At 62.7% G+C, this 20789-nt stretch carries 16 protein-coding genes; 12 read left to right on the forward strand and 4 right to left on the reverse strand.

Features of this window, described 5'->3' with window-relative positions:
• The first annotated feature begins 90 nt into the window (after positions 1–90).
• The 10 genes from V6S67_RS19105 (at position 91) to V6S67_RS20045 (ending at position 14402) form a co-directional block, all read left to right on the forward strand.
• Positions 91–711: a TlpA family protein disulfide reductase gene (locus V6S67_RS19105; protein ID WP_334211925.1), complete on the forward strand. Its 621-nt coding sequence runs from the start codon at positions 91–93 to the stop codon at positions 709–711.
• 175 nt (positions 712–886) lie between these two features.
• Complete coding sequence (gene resB, locus V6S67_RS19110; protein ID WP_334211926.1) at positions 887–2488, forward strand: cytochrome c biogenesis protein ResB; 1602 nt, start codon at positions 887–889, stop codon at positions 2486–2488.
• Positions 2489–2628: 140 nt separating this feature from the next.
• Entirely contained in the window at positions 2629–3279 is a 651-nt protein-coding gene (locus tag V6S67_RS19115; protein ID WP_334211908.1) for a DUF3093 domain-containing protein, read from the forward strand.
• A gap of 583 nt (positions 3280–3862) precedes the next feature.
• The gene (locus tag V6S67_RS19120; protein ID WP_334211909.1) at positions 3863–6277 is read left to right on the forward strand and encodes a transglutaminase family protein; all 2415 of its coding nucleotides are present in this window, start codon (positions 3863–3865) and stop codon (positions 6275–6277) included.
• 559 nt (positions 6278–6836) lie between these two features.
• Positions 6837–8690, forward strand: coding sequence for a polysaccharide deacetylase family protein (locus V6S67_RS19125; protein ID WP_442884934.1), 1854 nt, complete (start codon positions 6837–6839; stop codon positions 8688–8690).
• A gap of 843 nt (positions 8691–9533) precedes the next feature.
• On the forward strand, positions 9534–11120 hold the full coding sequence (locus V6S67_RS19130) for a S1C family serine protease (protein WP_334211911.1): 1587 nt from the start codon (positions 9534–9536) through the stop codon (positions 11118–11120).
• 614 nt (positions 11121–11734) lie between these two features.
• Positions 11735–12691 carry an arsenic resistance protein gene (locus tag V6S67_RS19135; RefSeq protein WP_334211927.1) on the forward strand — a complete coding sequence of 319 codons (957 nt, stop codon included), beginning with the start codon at positions 11735–11737 and terminating at the stop codon, positions 12689–12691.
• A 242-nt stretch (positions 12692–12933) separates the two neighbouring features.
• Positions 12934–13938, forward strand: a complete 1005-nt coding sequence (locus tag V6S67_RS19140) for an NYN domain-containing protein (protein ID WP_334211912.1) — start codon at positions 12934–12936, stop codon at positions 13936–13938.
• 130 nt (positions 13939–14068) lie between these two features.
• Positions 14069–14218, forward strand: coding sequence for an Lsr2 dimerization domain-containing protein (locus V6S67_RS20040; RefSeq protein WP_442884929.1), 150 nt, complete (start codon positions 14069–14071; stop codon positions 14216–14218).
• Between the two features lie 85 nt (positions 14219–14303).
• A complete protein-coding gene (locus V6S67_RS20045; protein WP_442884935.1) occupies positions 14304–14402 on the forward strand; it encodes an Lsr2 family DNA-binding protein in 99 nt (32 codons plus the stop codon).
• A 240-nt stretch (positions 14403–14642) separates the two neighbouring features.
• Here V6S67_RS20045 and V6S67_RS19145 read toward each other — a convergent pair whose 3' ends face one another.
• Entirely contained in the window at positions 14643–16145 is a 1503-nt protein-coding gene (locus V6S67_RS19145; RefSeq protein WP_334211913.1) for a sulfatase-like hydrolase/transferase, read from the reverse strand.
• Positions 16146–16570: 425 nt separating this feature from the next.
• Here V6S67_RS19145 and V6S67_RS19150 point away from each other — a divergent pair, with 425 nt between their 5' ends.
• Both V6S67_RS19150 and V6S67_RS19155 read left to right on the forward strand, forming a co-directional pair.
• Complete coding sequence (locus V6S67_RS19150; RefSeq protein WP_334211914.1) at positions 16571–17029, forward strand: DUF3817 domain-containing protein; 459 nt, start codon at positions 16571–16573, stop codon at positions 17027–17029.
• Between the two features lie 278 nt (positions 17030–17307).
• Positions 17308–18135: an SURF1 family cytochrome oxidase biogenesis protein gene (locus V6S67_RS19155; RefSeq protein ID WP_334211915.1), complete on the forward strand. Its 828-nt coding sequence runs from the start codon at positions 17308–17310 to the stop codon at positions 18133–18135.
• Positions 18136–18787: 652 nt separating this feature from the next.
• On the opposite strand, the gene V6S67_RS19160 is transcribed toward V6S67_RS19155, so the two are convergent.
• From V6S67_RS19160 to V6S67_RS19170, 3 genes are all read right to left on the reverse strand, one after another.
• On the reverse strand, positions 18788–18940 hold the full coding sequence (locus V6S67_RS19160) for a hypothetical protein (protein WP_334211916.1): 153 nt from the start codon (positions 18938–18940) through the stop codon (positions 18788–18790).
• A 210-nt stretch (positions 18941–19150) separates the two neighbouring features.
• The gene (locus V6S67_RS19165; RefSeq protein ID WP_334211917.1) at positions 19151–19588 is read right to left on the reverse strand and encodes a DUF4307 domain-containing protein; all 438 of its coding nucleotides are present in this window, start codon (positions 19586–19588) and stop codon (positions 19151–19153) included.
• A gap of 173 nt (positions 19589–19761) precedes the next feature.
• On the reverse strand, positions 19762–20789 hold a 1028-nt coding region (locus V6S67_RS19170), incomplete at its 5' end, for a DUF808 domain-containing protein (protein ID WP_334211918.1).

Here is a 20789-nt window from a genome sequence, read left to right on the forward strand (position 1 = left end):
TCGACAGGTACTCAGTCGGCGCCGCACACGCCCCTACGGGAGGCGGCGGCGCCAAGTAGATCGCGCCCCCGTGCCCGCGCGTCGACCCTCATCGCTTTGCTGGTAACGGCGGCGCTTTTCATCACGGGATGCTCGGCGCAGAACAATTCTCTTGCCGAGCAGGCCAATGCCGGTGACAACAAGAACTACATCGCCGGGGACGGGTCGGTCGCCGAATACGCTCCCGACACCAGAAGCGAACCCGTAGACATCACGGGCGAGCTCTACGACGGCACGACCGTCGACTCCAGCCAATGGGCCGGCAATGTCACGGTCCTGAACGTCTGGTACGCGGCCTGCGCTCCCTGCCGGGTCGAAGCACCGATGCTGCAGACATTAAGCACCTCCTTCGCACCCGAGGGTGTGAAGTTTTACGGCATCAACGTTCGCGACGAAAAGTCCACGGCCGAGGCGTTTGAACGGAACTTCGGCATCACCTATCCCAGCTTTGGGGACCGCGACGGCAAGCTGCTCCTGAGCCTGACCAGCTACGTGCCGCCGCAGGCCGTGCCCACGACCCTGGTCCTTGACCGGCAGGGGCGCGTCAGCGCCCGCATCCTCGGCGTTGCCGACGAAAGCACGCTCAAGACCCTGATCGCAGATGTGCTGGCCGAAGACAGTCCTACGACGCCTAGCTCGCCCACCACGGCAGGAACCGATGATGCCAGTTAACCCTTCAACCGGACGAACCTCCGGACAAGAACCCCGGCAGACACCCGCTCAGATACCCGGTCAGACACCCAGGCAGAGCCCGGAGGACGCTCCCGGTCAGGCGCCTGACCAAGGCCTCGATTCGAGGCCGGAGCAGACACCCGATATTTCAGTGTCCAGTTTGAGTGCCGGTGAAATGCTTCGCTGGGTGTGGCGGCAGCTCACCAGCATGAGAACGGCCCTGCAGTTACTGCTGCTGTTGGCCGTGGCCGCCGTCCCTGGATCCCTCTTCCCGCAACGCCGCGCCAATCCTGCTGTGGTCACCCAGTACCTGAAGGACAACCCCGACACCGGCCCCTGGCTTGACCGCCTACAAATGTTCGACGTCTTCTCCTCGGTCTGGTTTTCGGCGATCTACCTCCTTCTCTTCACCTCCCTCGTCGGATGCGTCCTGCCCCGCACCAAAGCCCACCTCAAGGCACTGCGATCAGCCCCCCCACGCACTCCCCGCCGGTTCGCGAGACTCCCCCACCACGGCACCATCGTTTTGAGCGATGGCGGCTCGGGAACGTCCGCCCCCGACCCGACCGCGGCAATCAAAGACGCCGCGGCGATCCTGCGGAAGCTCCGGTACAGAGTCGACATCCGCGACGCCGGCACGGACACCCCGTCCGTCGGTGCCGAGCGGGGATTCATGAAGGAAGCAGGAAACCTGCTGTTCCACACCGCTCTGATCGGCGTCCTGGTATCCGTCGCCATCGGCGGGATGTTCGGCTACCGGGGGCAGAAACTCATCATCGAAGGAGAAGGGTTCACCAACGCCCTCATCGGGTACGACTCCTTCTCCCCCGGCACCAACTTCAACCCCGACACCCTCACCCCGTTCGCGCTGACCCTGGACGACTTCGATGCCAGGTTCAACCGGGACGAACAATCCACCTACGGTCAGCCCCTGGACTTCACCGCGCGGATGACCGTGCAGGAAAGCCCGGACCAGCCCGCCGGGGACCGGGTTCTGAAGGTCAACTCCCCCATCGGCATCGGCGGCACCAACGTGTATCTCGTCGGGAACGGATACGCTCCCGTGGTCGAGGTCCGCGACGGGGAAGGGAACATAGCCTTTTCCGGCCCCGTGCCGTCACAGCCAACGGATTCGGCCTACACATCGACGATCGTCATCAAAGCGCCTGACGCGCAACCGGACCAGCTCGGATTTGTCGGCTTCTTCCTGCCGACCGCCGTCATTAACAGTGAAGGTCTGGCCTTTGGTTCCGACCCGGATCCCTTCAACCCGCGGTTGAATCTCAACTCCTACTACGGTGATCTCGGCCTTGACGATGGAACGCCGCGGTCCGTGTACCAGCTGGACACCACGAACCTCACCCAACTCAACGGGCGGGACCTGAACGCAGGTGGCATTGTGCTCGAGCCCGGGCAAACCTACGAGCTGCCCGACGGGCGAGGATCCATCACATTCCAGGATCTGAAACGCTTCGTTGCCCTCGACATCACCTACGATCCCGGCAAAATCGGTGCCCTGATCTTCTCCACCCTCGCTCTGACCGGACTCATCCTCTCGCTCATCACCGCACGTCGGCGCGTATGGATCAAAGCAAGCGCAACACCAGAAGGCATGACCACCCTCGAGTACGGGCTTCTCGCCCGAGGAGAAGACCCTGGCCTGCGGAACGAGACCACCAAACTCGAGCAGGCACTGTCATCCCGCTGGGGCATCACCCCGAGCAGCGACGAGCAAAAGAAGCTTGCATCATCACCTGACACCCCGCCGCACCCGTGACCGCAGAGAAATCGATCGCTACGAGAACCCGACAATCCGCCGGGCCGCTCCTGATAACCCTTGGGCTCCTGACCGGCATCGCGCACTTCCTCCTGAGTTCGCCACAACGCCAACCCCACATGTCAGCCCTGTGGGACGCAGTGACCGGCTACCCCGCCGCCGCCCTGCTATCCATCTTCGGAATCATCCTCACCCACAAGCCTCGCCGCACACGCTCCAGAGCGGCAGACGCCGCCCACCACACAGACCGGAAGACGCTCATGTATCAACCACACGAAATACCCGGCCTCACCCCACAGCACACGAAATCTGCAGGGCAGGCGGGCGAGGTCCTGTACGAAGAACGCCTCTACCCGAACGCCTGGATCTGGATCATCACCATCGGCTTGTCCCTCGTGCCAGCTGTGATCTTCGCTCCAATCGACATGCTGATCGGCGTCCTCGCGTCCGTAATGACTCTGATTGTTCTGATTTTCGCGCTGCACACCTCTACGCCCACGATCCGCGTCACATCCACCGAGTTGCGCGTAGGACGAGCAACCATCGAACGCCATTATCTGGGTCGAGCCCAAGGTTTTGTCGGTGAAAAGGCCACAGCACAACGGGGGACTCGCTTGCATGGCTTGGCCTATCTCTGCATTCGCGGGTGGGTCGACGGAGTGGTCCGCCTTGAAGTATTGGATGAGGAGGACAAAACACCCTATTGGCTTTTCTCTTCCCGTCGGCCACAGGTGCTTAGCCAAACTTTGAACGACACCCGGTTCCGGCCTGAACAAAACCGCTCGAGCTGAGGGGGTTCGATACGAGCCCGGTGGGGAGCTAGTTGTGCCCCTGTCTACCTTCTGACAAAGGACGGTTAGCGCCAGATTTTTTGGGATAACGGGAGCATTATAGATATGAACGATGATCTTCCAGCATCTCCCCTCCCGTGGGTACTCGAGAGGACGTGATACGACGGACAGATGAGTGAGAATGCGGTTGACGAAACTTCTCGCGGTGAAGTCAGGTTAAGTTTAAAGCCCGGTTTCTTGTTCACGACCAAATCAGAGGATGGTTGGTTGCCCGAAGGGGTGACCGCATCCGCTTCTTAGCCCTCTTCCTGAGAGCGGCGGTTATCGTGGTTTTCTCAAATAGCCCGATCTCCGAACGATGCTCGCGCACCGCGATCCTTGGAAGGATACGAGGACAGTTGGTACGCCCAGCTGCTGGCAGTGGGCTAGAAGTCGGTGTCATAATCGTTTCGGTCGTTGGTGCCGATCGAACCTTAAGCGCACAGTACTTGCCGGAGGCCCTTCATCAGGACCGTTCTTGCGCCGCAGCCGGCCAGTTGAAGCCATCCCGCTTCGGCCGCGGCTTCACCATGAGGGGATCGGCATGACTTCAACACTTTCCCGCACCACTTCTGCCGCGGGTCACGCATTTTCGCCGCGACGGCCAGCGCACTCTGCTGATCCCTGGCACTGGTCCGTCACCGGGGCGTCGCTGCTCGCCGTCCTCGCTGCCGGGACCGGCCTCAACGGCGTCCTCGAACCTTGGACGTGGCTGCTGCCCGTCCTCGGCACCCTCGTCCCGGTGCTCCTGGCCATGGCGCTGACCCGGGCGCTGCGCCTGAACGGCGTCCTCACGGCCCTCGTGGGTGTGCTCGCCCTGATCGGTGCCCTGACCGCGCAGTTCGTCCCCCGGCAGAGCATCCTCGGCATCGTGCCCGGGCCGGGTACCTCGCTCGAGCTCCGGCGCCTCCTCGCGCAGGCGGAGGAGACGGTCGTGTCGCAGGTGGCCCCCGTGCTGCCGGGTGCCGGCATCGTCCTGATCGTGTGCGCAGCACTGGGGCTCGTGGCCATCATCGTGGACATCCTCTCCACCACCATGCGCATGCCCGCGGCCGGCGGGCTCGGGCTCTTCGCGATCCTGATCACCCCGGCCGTCGTGAAGCCCAACGGCGTGGGGATGGCCGCCTTCCTCGTCACGGTGCTGGCGTTCCTGCTGCTCCTCGCCGTGGCGCAGTGGCGGGAGAACCGCCTGGCGTCCGGTGGGGCCAGGGCGTCGTCGGGCTTCGCCGGACGCAGCGCCATCATCGGTTCGGCGGCCCTCGCCGTGACCGTGATCCTGCCGATGTTCGTGCCCGGCTTCAACTCCGGCGCCTTCCCGCAGGGCGCCCGCCTCAACGTGTGGGGCAACGCGACCGGCCTGAACCCGGCCGTGACGCTCGGCAACGACCTCCGCAACCCCACGGGCTTCGGCAGAATCGCGTACTCCACCAACTCGGACGCCCCGCTGTACCTGCGGGCCGTCACCCTGGAGAACTTCGACGGCCGCCGCTGGGAACCCGACCAGCGGCTCGACGACCGCCAGGACGGCGTCGCCGAGATCGGCAGCGAGGACGGCTCCCCCGCCTCGGCGCCCGACGGTTCCACCGTGTTCACGCGCGTCAGGACGCAGAGCTACGCGAGCCCCTGGCTGCTCTCGCCCTACGCGCCGGTGGGCATCTCCAACCTCGTGGGCAACTGGTCGTGGGACCCGGCGAACCTGTCCGTCCTCGCGACCGACGGCGGATCCACGGCGCGCCAGGACTACCTCGTGCAGAGCAGGGCCGCCGAGCTCACGCGGGAAGGCCTCGGGGCCATCGGTCCGTCGGACGACGAGGCCGTCCCGGAGGTCTTCACGCAGCTCCCGCAGGACACGCCCGAGGTGGTCCGCACCCGGACCAGCGAGGTCACGGACGAGTTCGTGAACCCGTACGACAAGGCCATCGCCATCCAGAACTACCTCCGCGGCCCCGACTTCACCTACTCGGTGGAGGCACCGGTGGACGGCGGGTACGACGGCAGCGGCATGGACGTCATGGCGCGGTTCCTCGATGCGAAGTCCGGGTACTGCGTCCACTACGCCGGCACCATGGCCGTCATGGCCCGGGCGGCGGGCATCCCCAGCCGCGTGGCCATCGGCTACACGCCGGGCAGCCCCACGGGCGACACCACGGAGGGTCCGGGCGGCACCGAGCTGCGCGAGTTCGTCGTCGACTCCCGCAACGCCCACGCCTGGCCCGAGCTGTACTTCGAGGGTGTGGGGTGGGTGCAGTTCGAACCGACGCCCTCACGCGGCGTGGTGCCCAGCTACGCCCAGCAGTCCTCCACGCCGGTGGGGCCGCGTGCGGACGACATCGACGCCCTGAACCCCGGCGCCCGCACCGACCCGGGCGAGCAGACGTCGTCGTCGGCCGAGCCGTCCGGCTCCGCCGACGGGTCGGGTACCGGACCGCAGGACGAGGCGACGCCGGCCACCGGCGCGCTCGCCCTGGCGGGCATCGGCCTGCTGGCGCTCCTGCCGCTGCTGCTCCGGAGCTCGAGGACCCGGTCCCGGCGCCGCGCCGTGACGGTCGGCGAGCTCTCGCCGGGTGCGGCCGGGGCCGCCACCGCCGCCTGGGCCGAGACGACGGAGATCGCCGGCGACTACGGCTACCGGCTCGGACCCACCGACACCCCCCGCACCTTCGCCGGTCGCCTCGCCCGGGACGCCGGGCTGGCCGGCGAACCGGTCGCCTCGCTCGGCCGGCTGCAGTCGGCCTACGAGCACGAGGAGTATGCGGACCACGATCCCGCAGCCACCGCGGGCGGTCCGGGGGCGTCGCCCGTGGCGACGCTCGCACGGCCCGCGGCAGTGCCCCGCTGGGACGACGTCGACACCGTGACGCGAGCGCTCCGGCGCGGCAGTCCGTGGGGCCGGCGGGTCAGGGCCCGCCTGTTCCCGCAGTCGCTGCTCAACAGGTTCAAGGGTAATCCCCGTCGATAAAAACGATATGGCCTGAACCCGGAGAAAGTGACGTGTGACGAGCCCCGCTTCTGACTGCCGAGGCGCTCCAATCATGGGTTTGCGGTGTCGTCATTGACCTCGCAACGGTTGGCAGGGAGAGGAGTTACGCGCTCCTAGCCCCGCGTCACAAAAAACTTCTCTTGCGTTGCAAGTGATACCTGATGGGGACTGCCCGGGCTATGAGTGACTGGATAAGGTTGAGCATTCCCCCTGCAATGAGGTAGCTAACTGCACTCACCTGTCGGCTGGGGCTCCCGTGAAAGCTCGGGCCTCCCGTATAAAAGCAGGTGGCGCTGGTGAGGAAATGAGTAGCTCCTACTCGTGGCCTTCAGACAGGAGCGCCCTAGATTGGGCAACATTGCGTGACGCCGATGATGGTCGACGGGGTAAGTGACCTGAGGTGGTAGAGCACGAAGTAGTGCACAGCGATGCGAAACCACGCACGTTTGGGTCACTCCGCGACCGTGCAGGTCCAGAAGAGCCCGGATCCGAGATGGGGTCAGACCACATGGAATATTCGTCAGGAACCGCGCAGCCAATGCATAGGCAGGCACACAGGACGACGGGTCGCTGGGCCGCCTGGGCGATCACGGCCCTGCTAACTCTGACGATGGGAATCGTCAGCCCTAGTGTCGCTCCCCCCTCGGCTCAGGCTGCCGAACCTACCGTCGTGTCCCTGACCTTCGATGACGGCTGGGCAGACCAGGTTACCGGGGCGCAGATCCTGAACAAGTACGGGCTGAAAGGGACTTTCTACGTCAATTCGGGGTCCTTTGACAGCCCGGGCTACATGTCGCTGGCAAGCGTCAGGGAGCTGGCGGCCGCCGGCCACGAAATCGGCGGTCATTCCGTGACCCACCCCGATCTGGTGACCTTGCCGGCCGACGAGACGAGACGGCAGATCTGCAATGACCGGGTCAACCTCACCAATCTGGGATTCCGCATCACGAACTTTGCCTACCCGTTCGCCTCCAGCGCGCCAGCCATCGAGACGATTGTGAGGGACTGCGGGTACAACAGTGCCCGCGGGTTGGGGGACATCAAGACACGCTTCAGCTGCGCAGCCTGCCCTCTCGCGGAGAGAATTCCCCCGGCCAACCTCTACAACACTGCCGCGCCGGACCAGGTCGAGAACACCTGGACGCTGGCGGATCTGCAGAACGTCGTCACTCAGGCCGAATCTGTGGGCGGCTGGGCACAGCTCACCTTCCACCGCTTCGAAAGCCCCGCAACTAATCCTCTGGCCATCACCCCGGCCCTGCTCGATCAGTTCGCCGCATGGCTGAAGACCCGCCCCGCAACGACCACTGTCAAAACTGTTGATCAGGTCATCGGCGGGACGGTCAAACCCGCCATATCCGGTCCCGCCGTGCCACCCCCACCCACTACCGGGAACCTTGTCAGGAACCCGAGCCTGGAAACTCTCACCAATGGTGTCCCGCAGTGCTGGAACGCGGGAGGCTATGGCACCAACAGCCCGACCTTCACCGTCGTGAGTCCCGGTCGCACCGGTCAGCGCGCCCAGCAATTGGTTGTAGGCGGCTACGTGGACGGCGACGCGAAACTGATCCCTTCCCTGGACCTGGGCGGTTGTTCCCCGGCAGCGACCGCCGGACGCACCTATAACCTGGGCGCTTGGTACAAGTCCACTGCACCCACCCAGTTCACGCTCTACTACCGCTCGGGGGCAGGTTCCTGGCGGTACTGGACCTCCAGCCCCTGGTTCGCTGCCTCCGCCACCTATCAGAAGGCCAGCTGGACCACGCCGCCGCTGCCAGCCGGCGCCAACGGCCTCAGCTTCGGCCTCAACCTGTTCAGCAACGGCACGCTCACCACCGACGACTACGAGATGTTCGACACCGCCACCGTGGTTCCGCCGCCGCCCCCGCCTGCCGGGACCAACCTCGTGAAGAACCCCAGCCTCGAGACGGCCGGCACGGGCGCGTTCCCGCAGTGCTGGCAGTCCGCAGGCTTCGGCGCCAACACCCCGGCGTTCAGCACGGTGGCCGCGGCACGCACCGGCACTAAGGCGGAGCGCCTCACCATCACCGGCTACTCCAGCGGCGACGCAAGATTGCTCCCGTCTCTCGACGCCGGCACCTGTGCGCCGGCCGCAACCGCCGGCAAGACCTACTCCGTGCGCGCCTGGTATACCTCGACGGCGATCACCCAGTTCGCCCTCTACTATCGGAACGCCTCCGGCAACTGGGTGTACTGGACGTCCGGGCCGTGGCTGCCCGCGGCGGGCACCTACACCCAGGCCAGCTTCACCACACCGGCGCTGCCTACTGGAGCCACCGCCATCAGCTTCGGGCTGAGCCTGTTTAGTAACGGCACCGTCACTACCGACGACTACGCCATGTACGACACCGTCGGAGCACCACCGCTCTAGCCCACCCATGACGTCGACACCAACACACCGCGCCATGCGTCGGTGTCGACTCACAACAAGAAGAGTGCTCCACCTGAACAAAACGGCGTCTCTTCGAAGGCATTGATTCTTCCTGAGAAGCTACCGTCGCCGTGACTATCGAACGCCGAGACGTCAGATCCTTCGAACCCAACCGGTAGTCACCACCGATAGCACGACACCGCGACCCTACGGACTCATATGGAACTACCAGGCCACCGCCCCATGCCGTCATCGCAGTTCGTCAGCTTGGGCACGGAGCGCCTATCGGGTGTTTGTGGGAGGGCCCAGCTGCGGTCATTGCTCAGCATTCCCCAGGTCGGCACCTCAATCATCACGGTGATCCTCGATCAATCAGGAAGCGACCAGTAGACCGCCGCCGATTACTCGGCAGTCGGGCACTGCTTCATGAGACCAATTCGCGTCATTGTTCTACCGCTTCGCGTAGGCGATAGAGCTTCAGAGGTTCGAGTAGCGTCTCACCTTCCTCACCATCGATGGCTCCGTCCGCTGACCCTGCCAAGCCCTGCAGTAATCCCGCCATCCAGCGAAAACCTCACCCTCCTCGCCGAGACCGCCCTACACCGACTCATCACTACTTTGAAGCCTCAGCCACAACTCGACCCGCAGCACATCGCAGCGCCATACGGACTCCCAGGATCCGCAGACACGGCAGCGTCACCCTCTGAACAACATCCCGTCCAAAGACATCGACTAGGACGGCTCGATCAGCGCCAATAAGGATGTCTTGGCCACAGGATCCTTCCACAGAAGACGCCCAGCGAAGGTTGCCATGCTGTGCTTACAGCAACCAAAGGACCTTTCATGAACGAACAGCCAAGCTCGCAGCGCAATCCTGACAACCCGCTTCCACAGGCACAGCAACCTTCGCCGCCAGTCACCACAGGCACAAACGATCAGCAGCCCATGAATGATTCGACCGGGAAAGCTCAGCAGATTCCTGGTACTGAAAACAGGTCATCCGAGCCAGTCTCCGGGTCACCCACCGAGACGACACAGCACCCCCTCCCGGGGCCGCCAACCGCGAAACACTCAGCGGTCCATGGGCAATCACCAGAGGACTTCCAGTCAGGACCGCATGGGGCAAAGGCCGACCCGCCTCCAACCCATCCAGATCACCAGCCCTTCTATGCCGAGGAGAGTGACTACGACCAGCCAGGGCAGCCCCCGGAAGGCCGGACCGCCGCCAAGGACCGCAAGCGCGTCAGCCTCGCAACCTTTGCGGCAGGCATCCTTGTCGCAGGGCTAATCGGCGGTGGCGTGGCCACCGCTGGCGTCAACGCGTTTGACGACGGAACGACGACGAGCACCTCACAAGCAGGGTCCGAGTCAATCGTGGTCAACAACACTGACGACGTGAACACCATCACCGGCGCAGCCGTCACCGCATCCCCGAGCGTGGTCACCATCGCTGTGAACGGCGGGAGCGGCAGCGGTTCCGGATCGGGCATCATCCTTGACACGAACGGATACATCCTCACGAACACGCACGTGGTCACGCTCGGCGGACAGGTGTCTGACCCCTCGGTGGAAGTCAAGCTCAACGACGGACGCGTCTTCACCGCGACAGTGGTAGGAACGGACCCACTCAGCGACCTCGCCGTCATCAAGATCGACGCACCGGACCTGACCGCGGCAACCCTCGGCAACTCCGACGAACTCAACGTCGGCGACACCGCAATCGCCATCGGTGCCCCGCTGGGACTAAGCGGCACCGTCACGGACGGCATCGTCTCGACCCTCAACCGGACCATCAGCGTGGCTTCCGCGGCCGTGCCGGAAAACACCTCGGACAGTACCGAACCCGAGAACGGCGAGGGCTTCAACTTCCTGCCCCCGGATGGATTCAGCGCCCAGCAGACGCAGGCGCAGGGCTCGATCTACCTCAACGTCATCCAGACCGACGCTGCCATCAATGAGGGCAACTCCGGCGGCGCCCTGGTCGACGCTGACGGCCGCATCATCGGTGTGAACGTCGCCATCGCCTCGGCCGGCTCCGGCGAGTCGACCGGCAACATCGGGGTCGGCTTCTCCATTCCGATCAACTACGCGGATCGCATCGCGAAGGAGATCATCACCACTGGCCAGGCCACGCACGGCTTCCTCGGCGTCAGCGTCACCGGCGCTCCAGGCAAAGGAGCTCAAAGCGAGTCCTCCTTCACTGCAGGGGCACTCGTGGAATCAGTCGAGCCCGGATCGCCCGCGGAAGACGCTTCCCTCCAAGTGGGAGACGTCATCACGAAGATCGGCAATCACACGATCACCGACCCCCAGTCGCTGACCGCAGCCGTCCGGATCCAGACCGTCGGCCAACAGGTGCCCGTGGAGATCATCCGCGAAGGCGAAACCCGCACCATCAAGGCCACCCTCGCGCAGGCGCCTACAAGATGATTCCGGCAATGGAAAACCCGAGGTTGCCGAAAATCGAAGCTGAAATCTAAAGGCGTCACTTAGAACCGGCAGCTTCACCATTGTTTCCCGACCGTAGGAACGAGTATGTTCCCTGCAGCACCTCCCCGCGGCATGTCTCCAACCCGTTCGTCCCATGCTCAACCACATCAACTTCAGAATCTGCCCGTCGCGGTACCGTCTGGATTCACCACATGCGCCCTCGATACACATCCTGCAGAGGACCCGCGGACTTGGTTCAAATGACCTCTTGAGAATCGAAGGCGGCCTCAGCCGGTCAATAAACCATCACTTGACCAGGATGAGCGGTGGGTTCCGACTCTCCTCGATTTACAAGGGCCGCCGTAGTCTCGCAAACTCGTCTCATGGATTCTCGTCTACTGAACAGCGAGCCGGCCTCCTGACCACATATGCACGGCACAAGCTCCCTACGTTTCGCTGCTTGTGCCGCACACAGGACGCTCCTACAAGTGTCAACAGCACATTTGGCTGTGTCTGGAAGGTAGGGGATCGCCTAGTGATGGCCCCGGGGTAGGAGGAGGCCGTTGCGCACGTCCTAGGCTGACAGTGTGAATACAGGTCAGGTCGTTGAGACAATGGAACGCCACCAGATCCCGCTCTATCTGTCGGCAATCGTTGCCGGTGGTCTGTTCGGGTGGCTGATACCAGCGGCCGCGGAACCTCTGGAGCACTCGATCAATCCCGTGCTGGGTTTGCTGCTGTTCGCTACGTTCCTGGGGATCCCGTTCGCGAAGATCGGGCAGGCACTGCGTGATGGACGGTTCATGGTCACCGTGATGATCTTAAACTTCCTCATCGTGCCCATCATTGTCTTCGGACTCTCACGCTTCGTCGGCCATGACCGGGCCCTGCTCATCGGGGTGATGATGGTCCTGCTGACCCCGTGCATCGACTACGTCATCGTGTTCTCCGGACTGGCCGGCGGATTCAGCGACCGGCTCCTCGTCGCAGCCCCGCTGCTGATGCTCACACAGATGCTGCTGCTGCCGGTCTACCTGCTAATCTTCATCGGCCCGGACCTCGTCTCAGCCATCGAACCAGGCCCGTTCATCGAAGCCTTGATCGTGCTGATCATCATCCCCCTCGTCGCGGCCGCGCTTACTCAGCAGTGGGCCAAGCGCGCGCAGGCGGCACGACACATTACCGCCCTGATGCAGAACCTCATGGTGCCCTTGATGATGCTGACCCTCGCAATCGTCATCGGCTCCCAGATCGTCGGCATCGGACAGGAACTACGCTCCCTGCTCGCGGTCATCCCGATCTACGTAGCGTTCCTGATCATCATGGTTCCCGTCGGCATATTCGCCTCCCGCGTCATGCGCCTGGATGCGGGCAGCACCACCGCCGTGGTGTTCAGCGGTGCGACCCGGAACTCCCTCGTCGTCCTGCCCCTGGCATTGGCACTGCCAGAACCACTGGCAGTGGTGGCGTTGGTGGTCGTGACCCAGACCCTCGTGGAACTCATCGGCATGGTCACCTACGTCAAAGCACTGCCCAAGCTCATCCCGGGCAGTGCTTTCAAGGTCGCCTGAACCCCACCGCACGGGCTGTCCACGGCTGGGGTACGACGAGCTGAGTGGTGTGGTGGATCATCCGCCGCCAGTTCGCGGCCCGGACGGTGCTGCCTGAATCCATGAACAATCAGCCGGTAGTAGCGGGTGAGGACCTGGTGCACAGCCCGCTTGGGCGAAACCACTCCCCCGGCCTGATTTGAGTCACCGCTGGAGCGCCCTAATCGCCGTTCGCTAACAGCTGCGTTGGCTAACATCGGGTGGTGAGGTCTAAGAGCGTTATCTTCATCGATGCAGGGTTCCTTCTCGCGGTCGGAGGAACCCAGGTGGCGGGTACCTCACTGAGGTCAGCGTTCACCGTCGACTACAGGAAACTCATTCAGGGAGTCCTCAATCTGGCTGCGGAACACAGCAGCCTTGAGGTGCTTCGCGTGTACTGGTACGACGCAGCGAAAGATGCTCTCTTCACCGATCAACACAAGAAGATTGGTCTCCTACCCGACGTGAAAGTGCGCCTCGGCCGAATATCCTTCAACGGTGCTCAAAAAGGCGTCGATTTGAAGTTGAGCCTCGACCTCGTGGGGATTGCCCGCCATCGCGCCGCTGAGGTTGCCTACCTGATGTCCGGCGACGACGATCTCGCCGAAGCTGTCGAAGAGGCACAGGACCTTGGCATGAAGGTCGTCCTCATAGGTATCACTGACTTATCCCAACGCCTCGGCGTCGCATCAGTAGCTGAACACCTCGCTCTGCGGGTCGACAGCATCATCACTTTGCCAGCCGAGCTAATCACCAGCTGCTTCATCACATCCGTTGCCGCCACTCCACGTCCCACACCAGCACCCGGGCCGGCGCATCCAATGATTACCCCCAAACCGGTGCCCCGTCCCACACCCGGCCCCGGTCCCCATCATGGGCTATCTGTCACTTCCACCCCCACGCCTTCGGCAGGACTCCGCTCCACTCGATCCGACTCTGACTTGGTTTACAGCTCAGGAGGGCTAGGCCAAACTCCTCTTCCGCGTGAAGAGTCCGTTCTCCACGTCGCCTTCGATGTTGGTGAGAGCGTGGCTAAAAGCTGGTACGGATCCACAACCCAAAGGGACCTCAACGAGCTGCTCGCTGACCGGCCTATTCTTCCTATCGAGATTGACCGGGTGCTCCTGGCCGATTGCGCTCAACGCCTCGGTGAGTACAGCACGGACCTCCAAGGCGTTCGCCGCGCACTTAGGGAAGCTTTTTGGGCAGAACTCGACCAACTAATGTAGGCAGCTAATTGAGCCAGTCTCTCAATAGCTGATTCGCTCACTTCGTTGATACATGGCACCTGTATTGCACAATAGAGTCAAAGACTCGGGCTCATAAACTCATCTTGGAACACTTAGGGGGGGGTGAAAATTGGCGCAGTGTGGACAGGTTGGCTTAACAGATTACTCTAATGGTGAAGTGGCGCAGGAGACTGTGCGGTTCGGCCTGAACGGCTCCGATCATGAAATTGGCCTGACCGCGGATAACGCCTCTGAATTGCGCTCTACGCTGTCGCTGTAGGTGGACGTGGCCCACAAGGCATCTGATGGTCAGGGTGAGCAGCATGGGACGTCTACGAGTCGTGCAAAAGCGCGGCGAGGTATAGATAAATCATCAGTGGGCGAAGGGAAACGGCCATAACCCAAGCTCTCGGGGCCGAATCTCGCAGTCAATCGTGGATGCCTGCAATGAGGCCAACAAGTAGGGAACCAATGCAGTTTCCGTCCCTGTCTGCCTTTTCGTCAGTTCTTATCCAATCCGTCTGGTGCTTTCCGTAGTGAGCGGGCTTCGATGCTGACGAACAGGAAGGCCAGGACCACTAGCAGGACAGAGCCGACAACCGTAAAAGCTATAGATGTGCTTGAGCATCGAACGCTGAGCAGAATCTTAGCCGTCAGCTATCCGTTTTGGGCGTAGTTGAACCACGGGTAGAAAACGGACAGTGCTACGGGGCGGCCTTCTGGCTAGCCCAGGCCTCCGCATAGAACCGGGAGGAACGCGACTCAAGCAGATTAATATAAAAATTAGGCTCCATCGCCTGCGCTGAATCATCCGGAATTTTTGAGGCGAAGGCGGATACGCCCAGCCCGGCCTCTTGGTCCGTCAGGGTCAGGCCTGCGGCCTCCAGGATGGTGGGATACATGTTCAGCTGGTCCACCCCCGGACGCAGCGTCCGGTTCTTGTCCGCGCCCGGCATCCAGATCCGATTGAAAATGGTCCGGTTGTCGTTGTCGTCCAGTTGCTCGTGGAACGAGTCGCCAGCATTCATGTGCTTGAGGTGGTCACCCATGATCACGACGGCGGTGTCCTCGAGGTAGCCTTTCTCCTTCATATAGTTCACAAATCCGGCCACCTGCGTCATGGAGCAGGCGAATACGGATGTCACCTCGTTCTCCGTATCGACGTCGCAGTAGTCGTAGACGTGCACCGGCTCGTGCGTGTCCAGCGTCAGCAGGGACAGGTTGAACGGCTGCCCGGTTCGCTCCGCCTCGGCGTGCAGCCGGTCGATCTCGTCGCGGGCGTGGGCCATAAGGCGTTCGTCGCTCAGACCCCAGTCGCTGCGAAAGCTTTTCTCCGGTTCGCCGGCGGCGCGCCAGTCGGATAGGCCTTTTACTTTGGAGTATCCGTGGCTGCTGAGGAAGGTGTCCTTCGCGGCGAATGCGGCATTGGCGCCGCCTAGGAAGACGTTGTTGTAGCCGTACTGGGCCAAGACATCACCTAGGCAGGTGGTCCCTCCCAGGTAGGTGTCGACGTCGCCGTCCACCTCGTCGTCGGTACCGCTGCTGGAGGCGGAGCCCGTGCCCTTCAGTGGGACACCGCACTGGGTTGAGGTGAGACCGGCCATGGTCCAGCCGCCGCCCTTGTACTGCTGAAGATCCTCCACACTCTGCCAGCCGTCCGCGGCCTTCGTTGCCTCCTTCAGCGGGATGAACGCGTCCTTCTCGAAGAGCTGGTCGTCGGCGAGGGTGGCCTCGCCGGATTCGAGGTAGATGAGCACGAGGTTGCGCTTGTCCGTGTCGCTGGTGACGGTCGGCTCCACGTAGTAGTCGCCGACGTCGTACTTGGAGTTTGCCGCCTTGATGTAGTCCGCTATACCTACCGTGGTGGAGAAGGCCGTGGTGCCGCCGATGACCACCGCGGCCACCAGGGCGGTGGAGACGACGCGCAGGATCCACTGCGGACGACGAGAACGCGGGTCGGCGCCGATGCCCTGCTGGCGCTTGCGGCGCCGGAAGTACTGCCATGAGGCGATTCCGGCGGTGATGAGTAGCGGTACGACGCCGATGCCCAGGATACCGACCCAGACGATGGCTCCGCCGCCGCCGTCGGTTTCCACGGACATGAGGTTGAGGAGCATCTGGCCGACGGAGATCTCGCCCCAGTAGAAACGGATACCGACGGCGGCGATGAGCAGCGCAAGCCCCGCCCAGATCAGGGTGTAGACCAAGATGCGTCCCACGACGGCGCTGACCCATCGGATCGTATAAACTCTTTGGCCAGACATGGCAATACCTCGCGTTCCGGATGCCCGCGTGTTCGCACAACACCCTTGACATCCGACCCGTTCTCGGGCCTTTGAAAGCCTAGTACCGTTACGCGAGCCGTTCAACCGTTGTTCACTCGTCGGTCATCGTTCGTACACCGCGGCGCGGACCGCACGGCTGTCCTTGTGGCTTGAGCCCTTAGCGAGTTTCGGAGGCCGGTGAAGCCCACTTCTCAGGGCCGAGAATCTAGGGGCTCAGTAGTTCGACGCGGGCACGCCTCGGATGTCGGCTTGCAAGCAGCACAGGCAGAAGTGGGGACTGCTCGAATAGGGCGTCTGTGGCAGGGATGGAAGGATTGGGTCCGCCGCCCACTGATTAGGAGCACACCATGAATCCCCGAACACTTTTTCGTACCGTCGCTGTGGCAGAAGCGTTAACCTGGGCCTTTTTGCTGTTAGGCATGTTCTTCAAGTACGTCACCCGCACCTCCGAGGCCCTCGTGCCGCCAGCGGGAGCCGTACATGGGTTCGTCTTCCTGTGCTTTGTGGTCACGACCGCGTTCGTCTGGATTAACCAGCGCTGGTCGCTCATAACAGGCCTCCTCGGGTTTGCCTCGGCGATCATCCCCTTCGCGACGGTTCCGTATGAACGCTGGATCGAGCGACGCGGGCAGTTGAGCGCCGTTTGGCGCCTCGCTCCTGGTGCGGAATCGCCGCGAAACTTGCTCGAGCAACTTCAGGCGTCGGTCCTGCGGAGCCCGCTCGTCGCACTGGCCGTCACCATCGTCGGGGTCTCAGGCATTTTCACTGCCCTGCTGTTTGTTGGCCCACCTGTTTCCTCGAGCTGAAGAGCGCACCGTGCATAATCCGCAGAATGCATACATCCGGCGCAACTCCTACCCGAATTGCTACCGATGGGCTCATAGACAAGGCAGAATCTCGAAAATGTACAGCACAGGCGGGGAACGCCTACACGATTTTGCGCTCCGCTAGCGGACCACCGCCTGCCGGTGGTACGGCAACCCGCAGTAGCTGTTATTCGTTGAGCTCAGGTGTCACTGAGGGGCGTAAATTTCTTCAAATTGACATGTTTTGACCCTTAGATATTCATTGGAGATGTTATTAAATGTATCGCTTTCTGCTCTCCGCTCAATGGATGGGGTGGCTCGCAATGGTCCTTGTGCTTGCCGCGGGATGTGTCGGACTTGGCCGCTGGCAACTGGATCGCCGTGAGGCGGTGGTGGAGGACATCCGGCGCATTGAAGCGAACTACGACGCTGCGCCGGAACGCTACGTGCCGGGGGTGAACGACTTTGACAGTTTCGATCCGACCCGAGAATGGACGCCCATCACCTTCACGGGCACGTACGACGTCGCGAACCAGACGGTCGCCCGGAATCGGCCGATGAACGGGCAACCCGGTTATGAGGTGCTCACTCCTCTGAAGCTCGAGGACGGAACAGCCGTCATCATCGATCGTGGTTGGCTGCCCATCGGCAACGCCGAGCCTGGGCGACCAGACGAGATACCGGCACCGCCCGCTGGCCAGGTTAAAGTCACCGCAAGACTGAAACCGGGTGAGCCAACCGTCAACCGTGGCGCCCCTGAGGGGCAGATTGCCTCGATCAATCTCCCTGCCCTCGCGGAAAGGGTGGACTACCCTTTGCAGGGGGCTGCTTACGGGCTCTTGGCACTCGAACAGCCAGCAGCAGCACAGACACCAGTCGCTGCCCCGAAGCCCTCCATCGACGAAGGACCGCACCTTTCCTACTCCTTGCAGTGGTTTGCGTTCGGAGTGCTGGCTTTCATCGGCTTGGGGTACGCGGCGCGGCAGCAACGCAGGATCATCGCCGAGCAGGACGGGACTGCTTCGAACCGCCCGGTCCGCCAGCGTCGTCGCCCCTCCTCCGAGGAGGAAGAGGACGCCATCCTCGATTCACAGGGCATCCGCTAGTGAATTGCCCCGGGGTTTAGTGGAGGTCCGGTTCATTCTGCTTCCGACCCCGACGGGAACGTCGTGAGCATGGAAGCTTCGGTGGTGTAGTGCACCCAGTAGTTGCTTGTGAACTCCGGGCGGGATCAGCCCAATATGGTTGTAGAGACGCGATGGTTGAACTAATCGACGTACTCGGCAACAGTGATCTCGAGGTCACTGACCGTTTCACAACCTCACCCAGGTAGCCACGGCCCTACAACACGGTCACGAAACCACCCGTCAGCAACATGAGGACGGCAGGCAAAAACATCAGGGCCGGGTTCGACGAAGGAGCAGCCTGTCCGGACAGGGCTGGGGTAAAGTCAGGACCCCTCAGAGCCTAAAACACTCAATGGATTCGCAGGGGTCTACGGTCGGGAGCGCTGTTGTTGTGTCTGACGGAGTTTCCGGCTTGGATCGGGCATGATCCTTACCCGACTCAATACAAGCGAGCTACCGGGGAACCTTGTGCTGATTGTGACAGCCATCGCCCTGGTACTGATCGCCCTGATCGTGGTTTTGGCGATGGTCATGGATTGCGTCGATAAGACGAAGAATCGGCGATCGAAGAAATGACCCAGGAATACAGAGGAAGAACATGCAACGCGCTCCGCCTTGCCTCCATCCCTCCCTAGGCCTGGTCGGAGTGGTCGGGGCAATAGAAGCGCCCGGTGTCGACGGTGATCGTTCGGTACACCCACCCGTCAGGCAGAGGCCGGTGCTCGTCCACGAGCTTCGTCGTGGCACGGCAGATGCAGCACTGCGCCAGGGCTGGACTTGTCATCGTGTAACTCTTCACCTCTCTGCCTGTGTCGGAAGTGCTCCCACAGGGTGCAACTGTCAGTGAAGGCTCCGGCCGCCTACGTGTTTCCCCCATTCACGCAGCCTAACGGGGCCTTCCCCTATTCGTCCTCAAACGCTCCTGGCGGAAGCGGTTTGAAAACCCCTGGACTCCCCCTCGAGCTCATTTAGCTTGTTGCTCGTGAAGGAGTAGTCAGGAATCTTCTACCAGCCAACATGAATTAACTCCGCCGCTCACAGCCGGCGAATCCACCCGCAACTGCACCCGATGGGCAGTGGAACGCCCCTGATCAGCACCCTGATCTACTGTGTTCACGCTGATATCGACAATTTTCCAGCCAACCACCGCGTAATTTTCACTCAATGCCTGAATGGCGCATTGTGCAGTCGCTCCCGGATCCTTGATCACTTCAAAATCAACGGATGCGAAGCCATCCTGCTCAACGTTGAACCCCACATCCTTACTACTTACCGGCTCCGTGCTCGTGATAGACAGGAATCCAGCAGTGATAACTGCTAGCACCAAGAGAATGGCTAACAAAATAAGCTTTGTCCGCCCGGATAGCCGGGCACCAGATTTCCCGTACCGGGTGTTTACAGTGCCACGCGGGGCGGCAGGTGAAGCGCTCACGCCGAAGACCCGACGCGCCAAGTCAACAATGTCTCGATTGCCGAAGGTACGGGTCTGCGTCTGATAGTCATCTTATTTATCCTTTAGCTAATCTTTTAACATGCACGTAAATGGGTGGCTTCGTTTTTAAGGCTGGCCCACTCCCTTCACGGCACATATGTGAATTCACACGATCACTCGGCCCAGGCGCCAGGGTCGGCAGTGCGTTCCGCCGGCCGATGGCCTGCGACGGCGGCGCGGATCTCGCCCTCCTCGTGCTCGCCCTTCTTGCCGAACGGCAGCAGCTTCAGCAGGGGATGCACGATCGCCATGACCACGAGGCCCCACGCCAGTCCGAGGACGGCCGAGCAGAGGGTGTTCACGAGCCAGGCCAGGAGGCCGCCCACCACGGGGACGCCGACGAACGGGTGCTCGAGCACGTGGACCAGGTCGTACGGTGCGTGCCACCCGAGGTCGTAGGCGCCCTGCAGCATGATGTGGCCGCCCACCCACAGCATCGCGACCGTCCCGACGAGGGTGATCGCCGCCAGGACGCCGGGCATGCCCCTGACGAGCAGCCGGCCGAGGCGCTGCGAGCCCTCCGAGTCCTTGGTGGTCAGGTGCAGGCCGATGTCGTCCATCTTGACGATCAGCGCGACCGCGCCGTACACCAGCACGGTGATGGCGAGCGCGACGACGATCAGGATGAGCGCCCGGGCCACCAGGGACTCGTCGGCCACCTCGTTCATCGAGATGACCATGATCTCGCAGGAGAGGATGAAGTCGGTGGTGATGGCGCCCTTGGTGACCCTGGCTTCCGCCTCCGGCCCCCGCTCCACGGCCGGCGCCTTCTTGGACTCGTGGTGGCCGCGGAGCTTGTGCCAGACCTTCTCGGCGCCCTCGTAGCAGAGGTAGGTGCCGCCGAGCATGAGGATGAACGGGATGATGCCCGGGATGAACGCGCTGACGAGCAGCAGGGCCGGCAGGATGATCAGCAGCTTGTTCCGCAGCGAGCCCCAGAAGATCCGCTTGATCATCGGCAGTTCGCGGGACGGATCGGCACCGGAGACGTACTGCGGGGTGACGGCGGCGTCGTCGATGACGACGCCGGCGGCCTTGGCCCCTGCCTTCGCGGCCCCGGCGGCGACGTCGTCCACCGAGGCGGCCGCGATGCGGGCCAGGGCTGCGACGTCGTCGAGGAGCGCGACGAGACCGCCGCTCA

This window comes from Arthrobacter sp. Soc17.1.1.1 (genome assembly GCF_036867195.1).
Classification (GTDB): domain Bacteria; phylum Actinomycetota; class Actinomycetes; order Actinomycetales; family Micrococcaceae; genus Arthrobacter_D.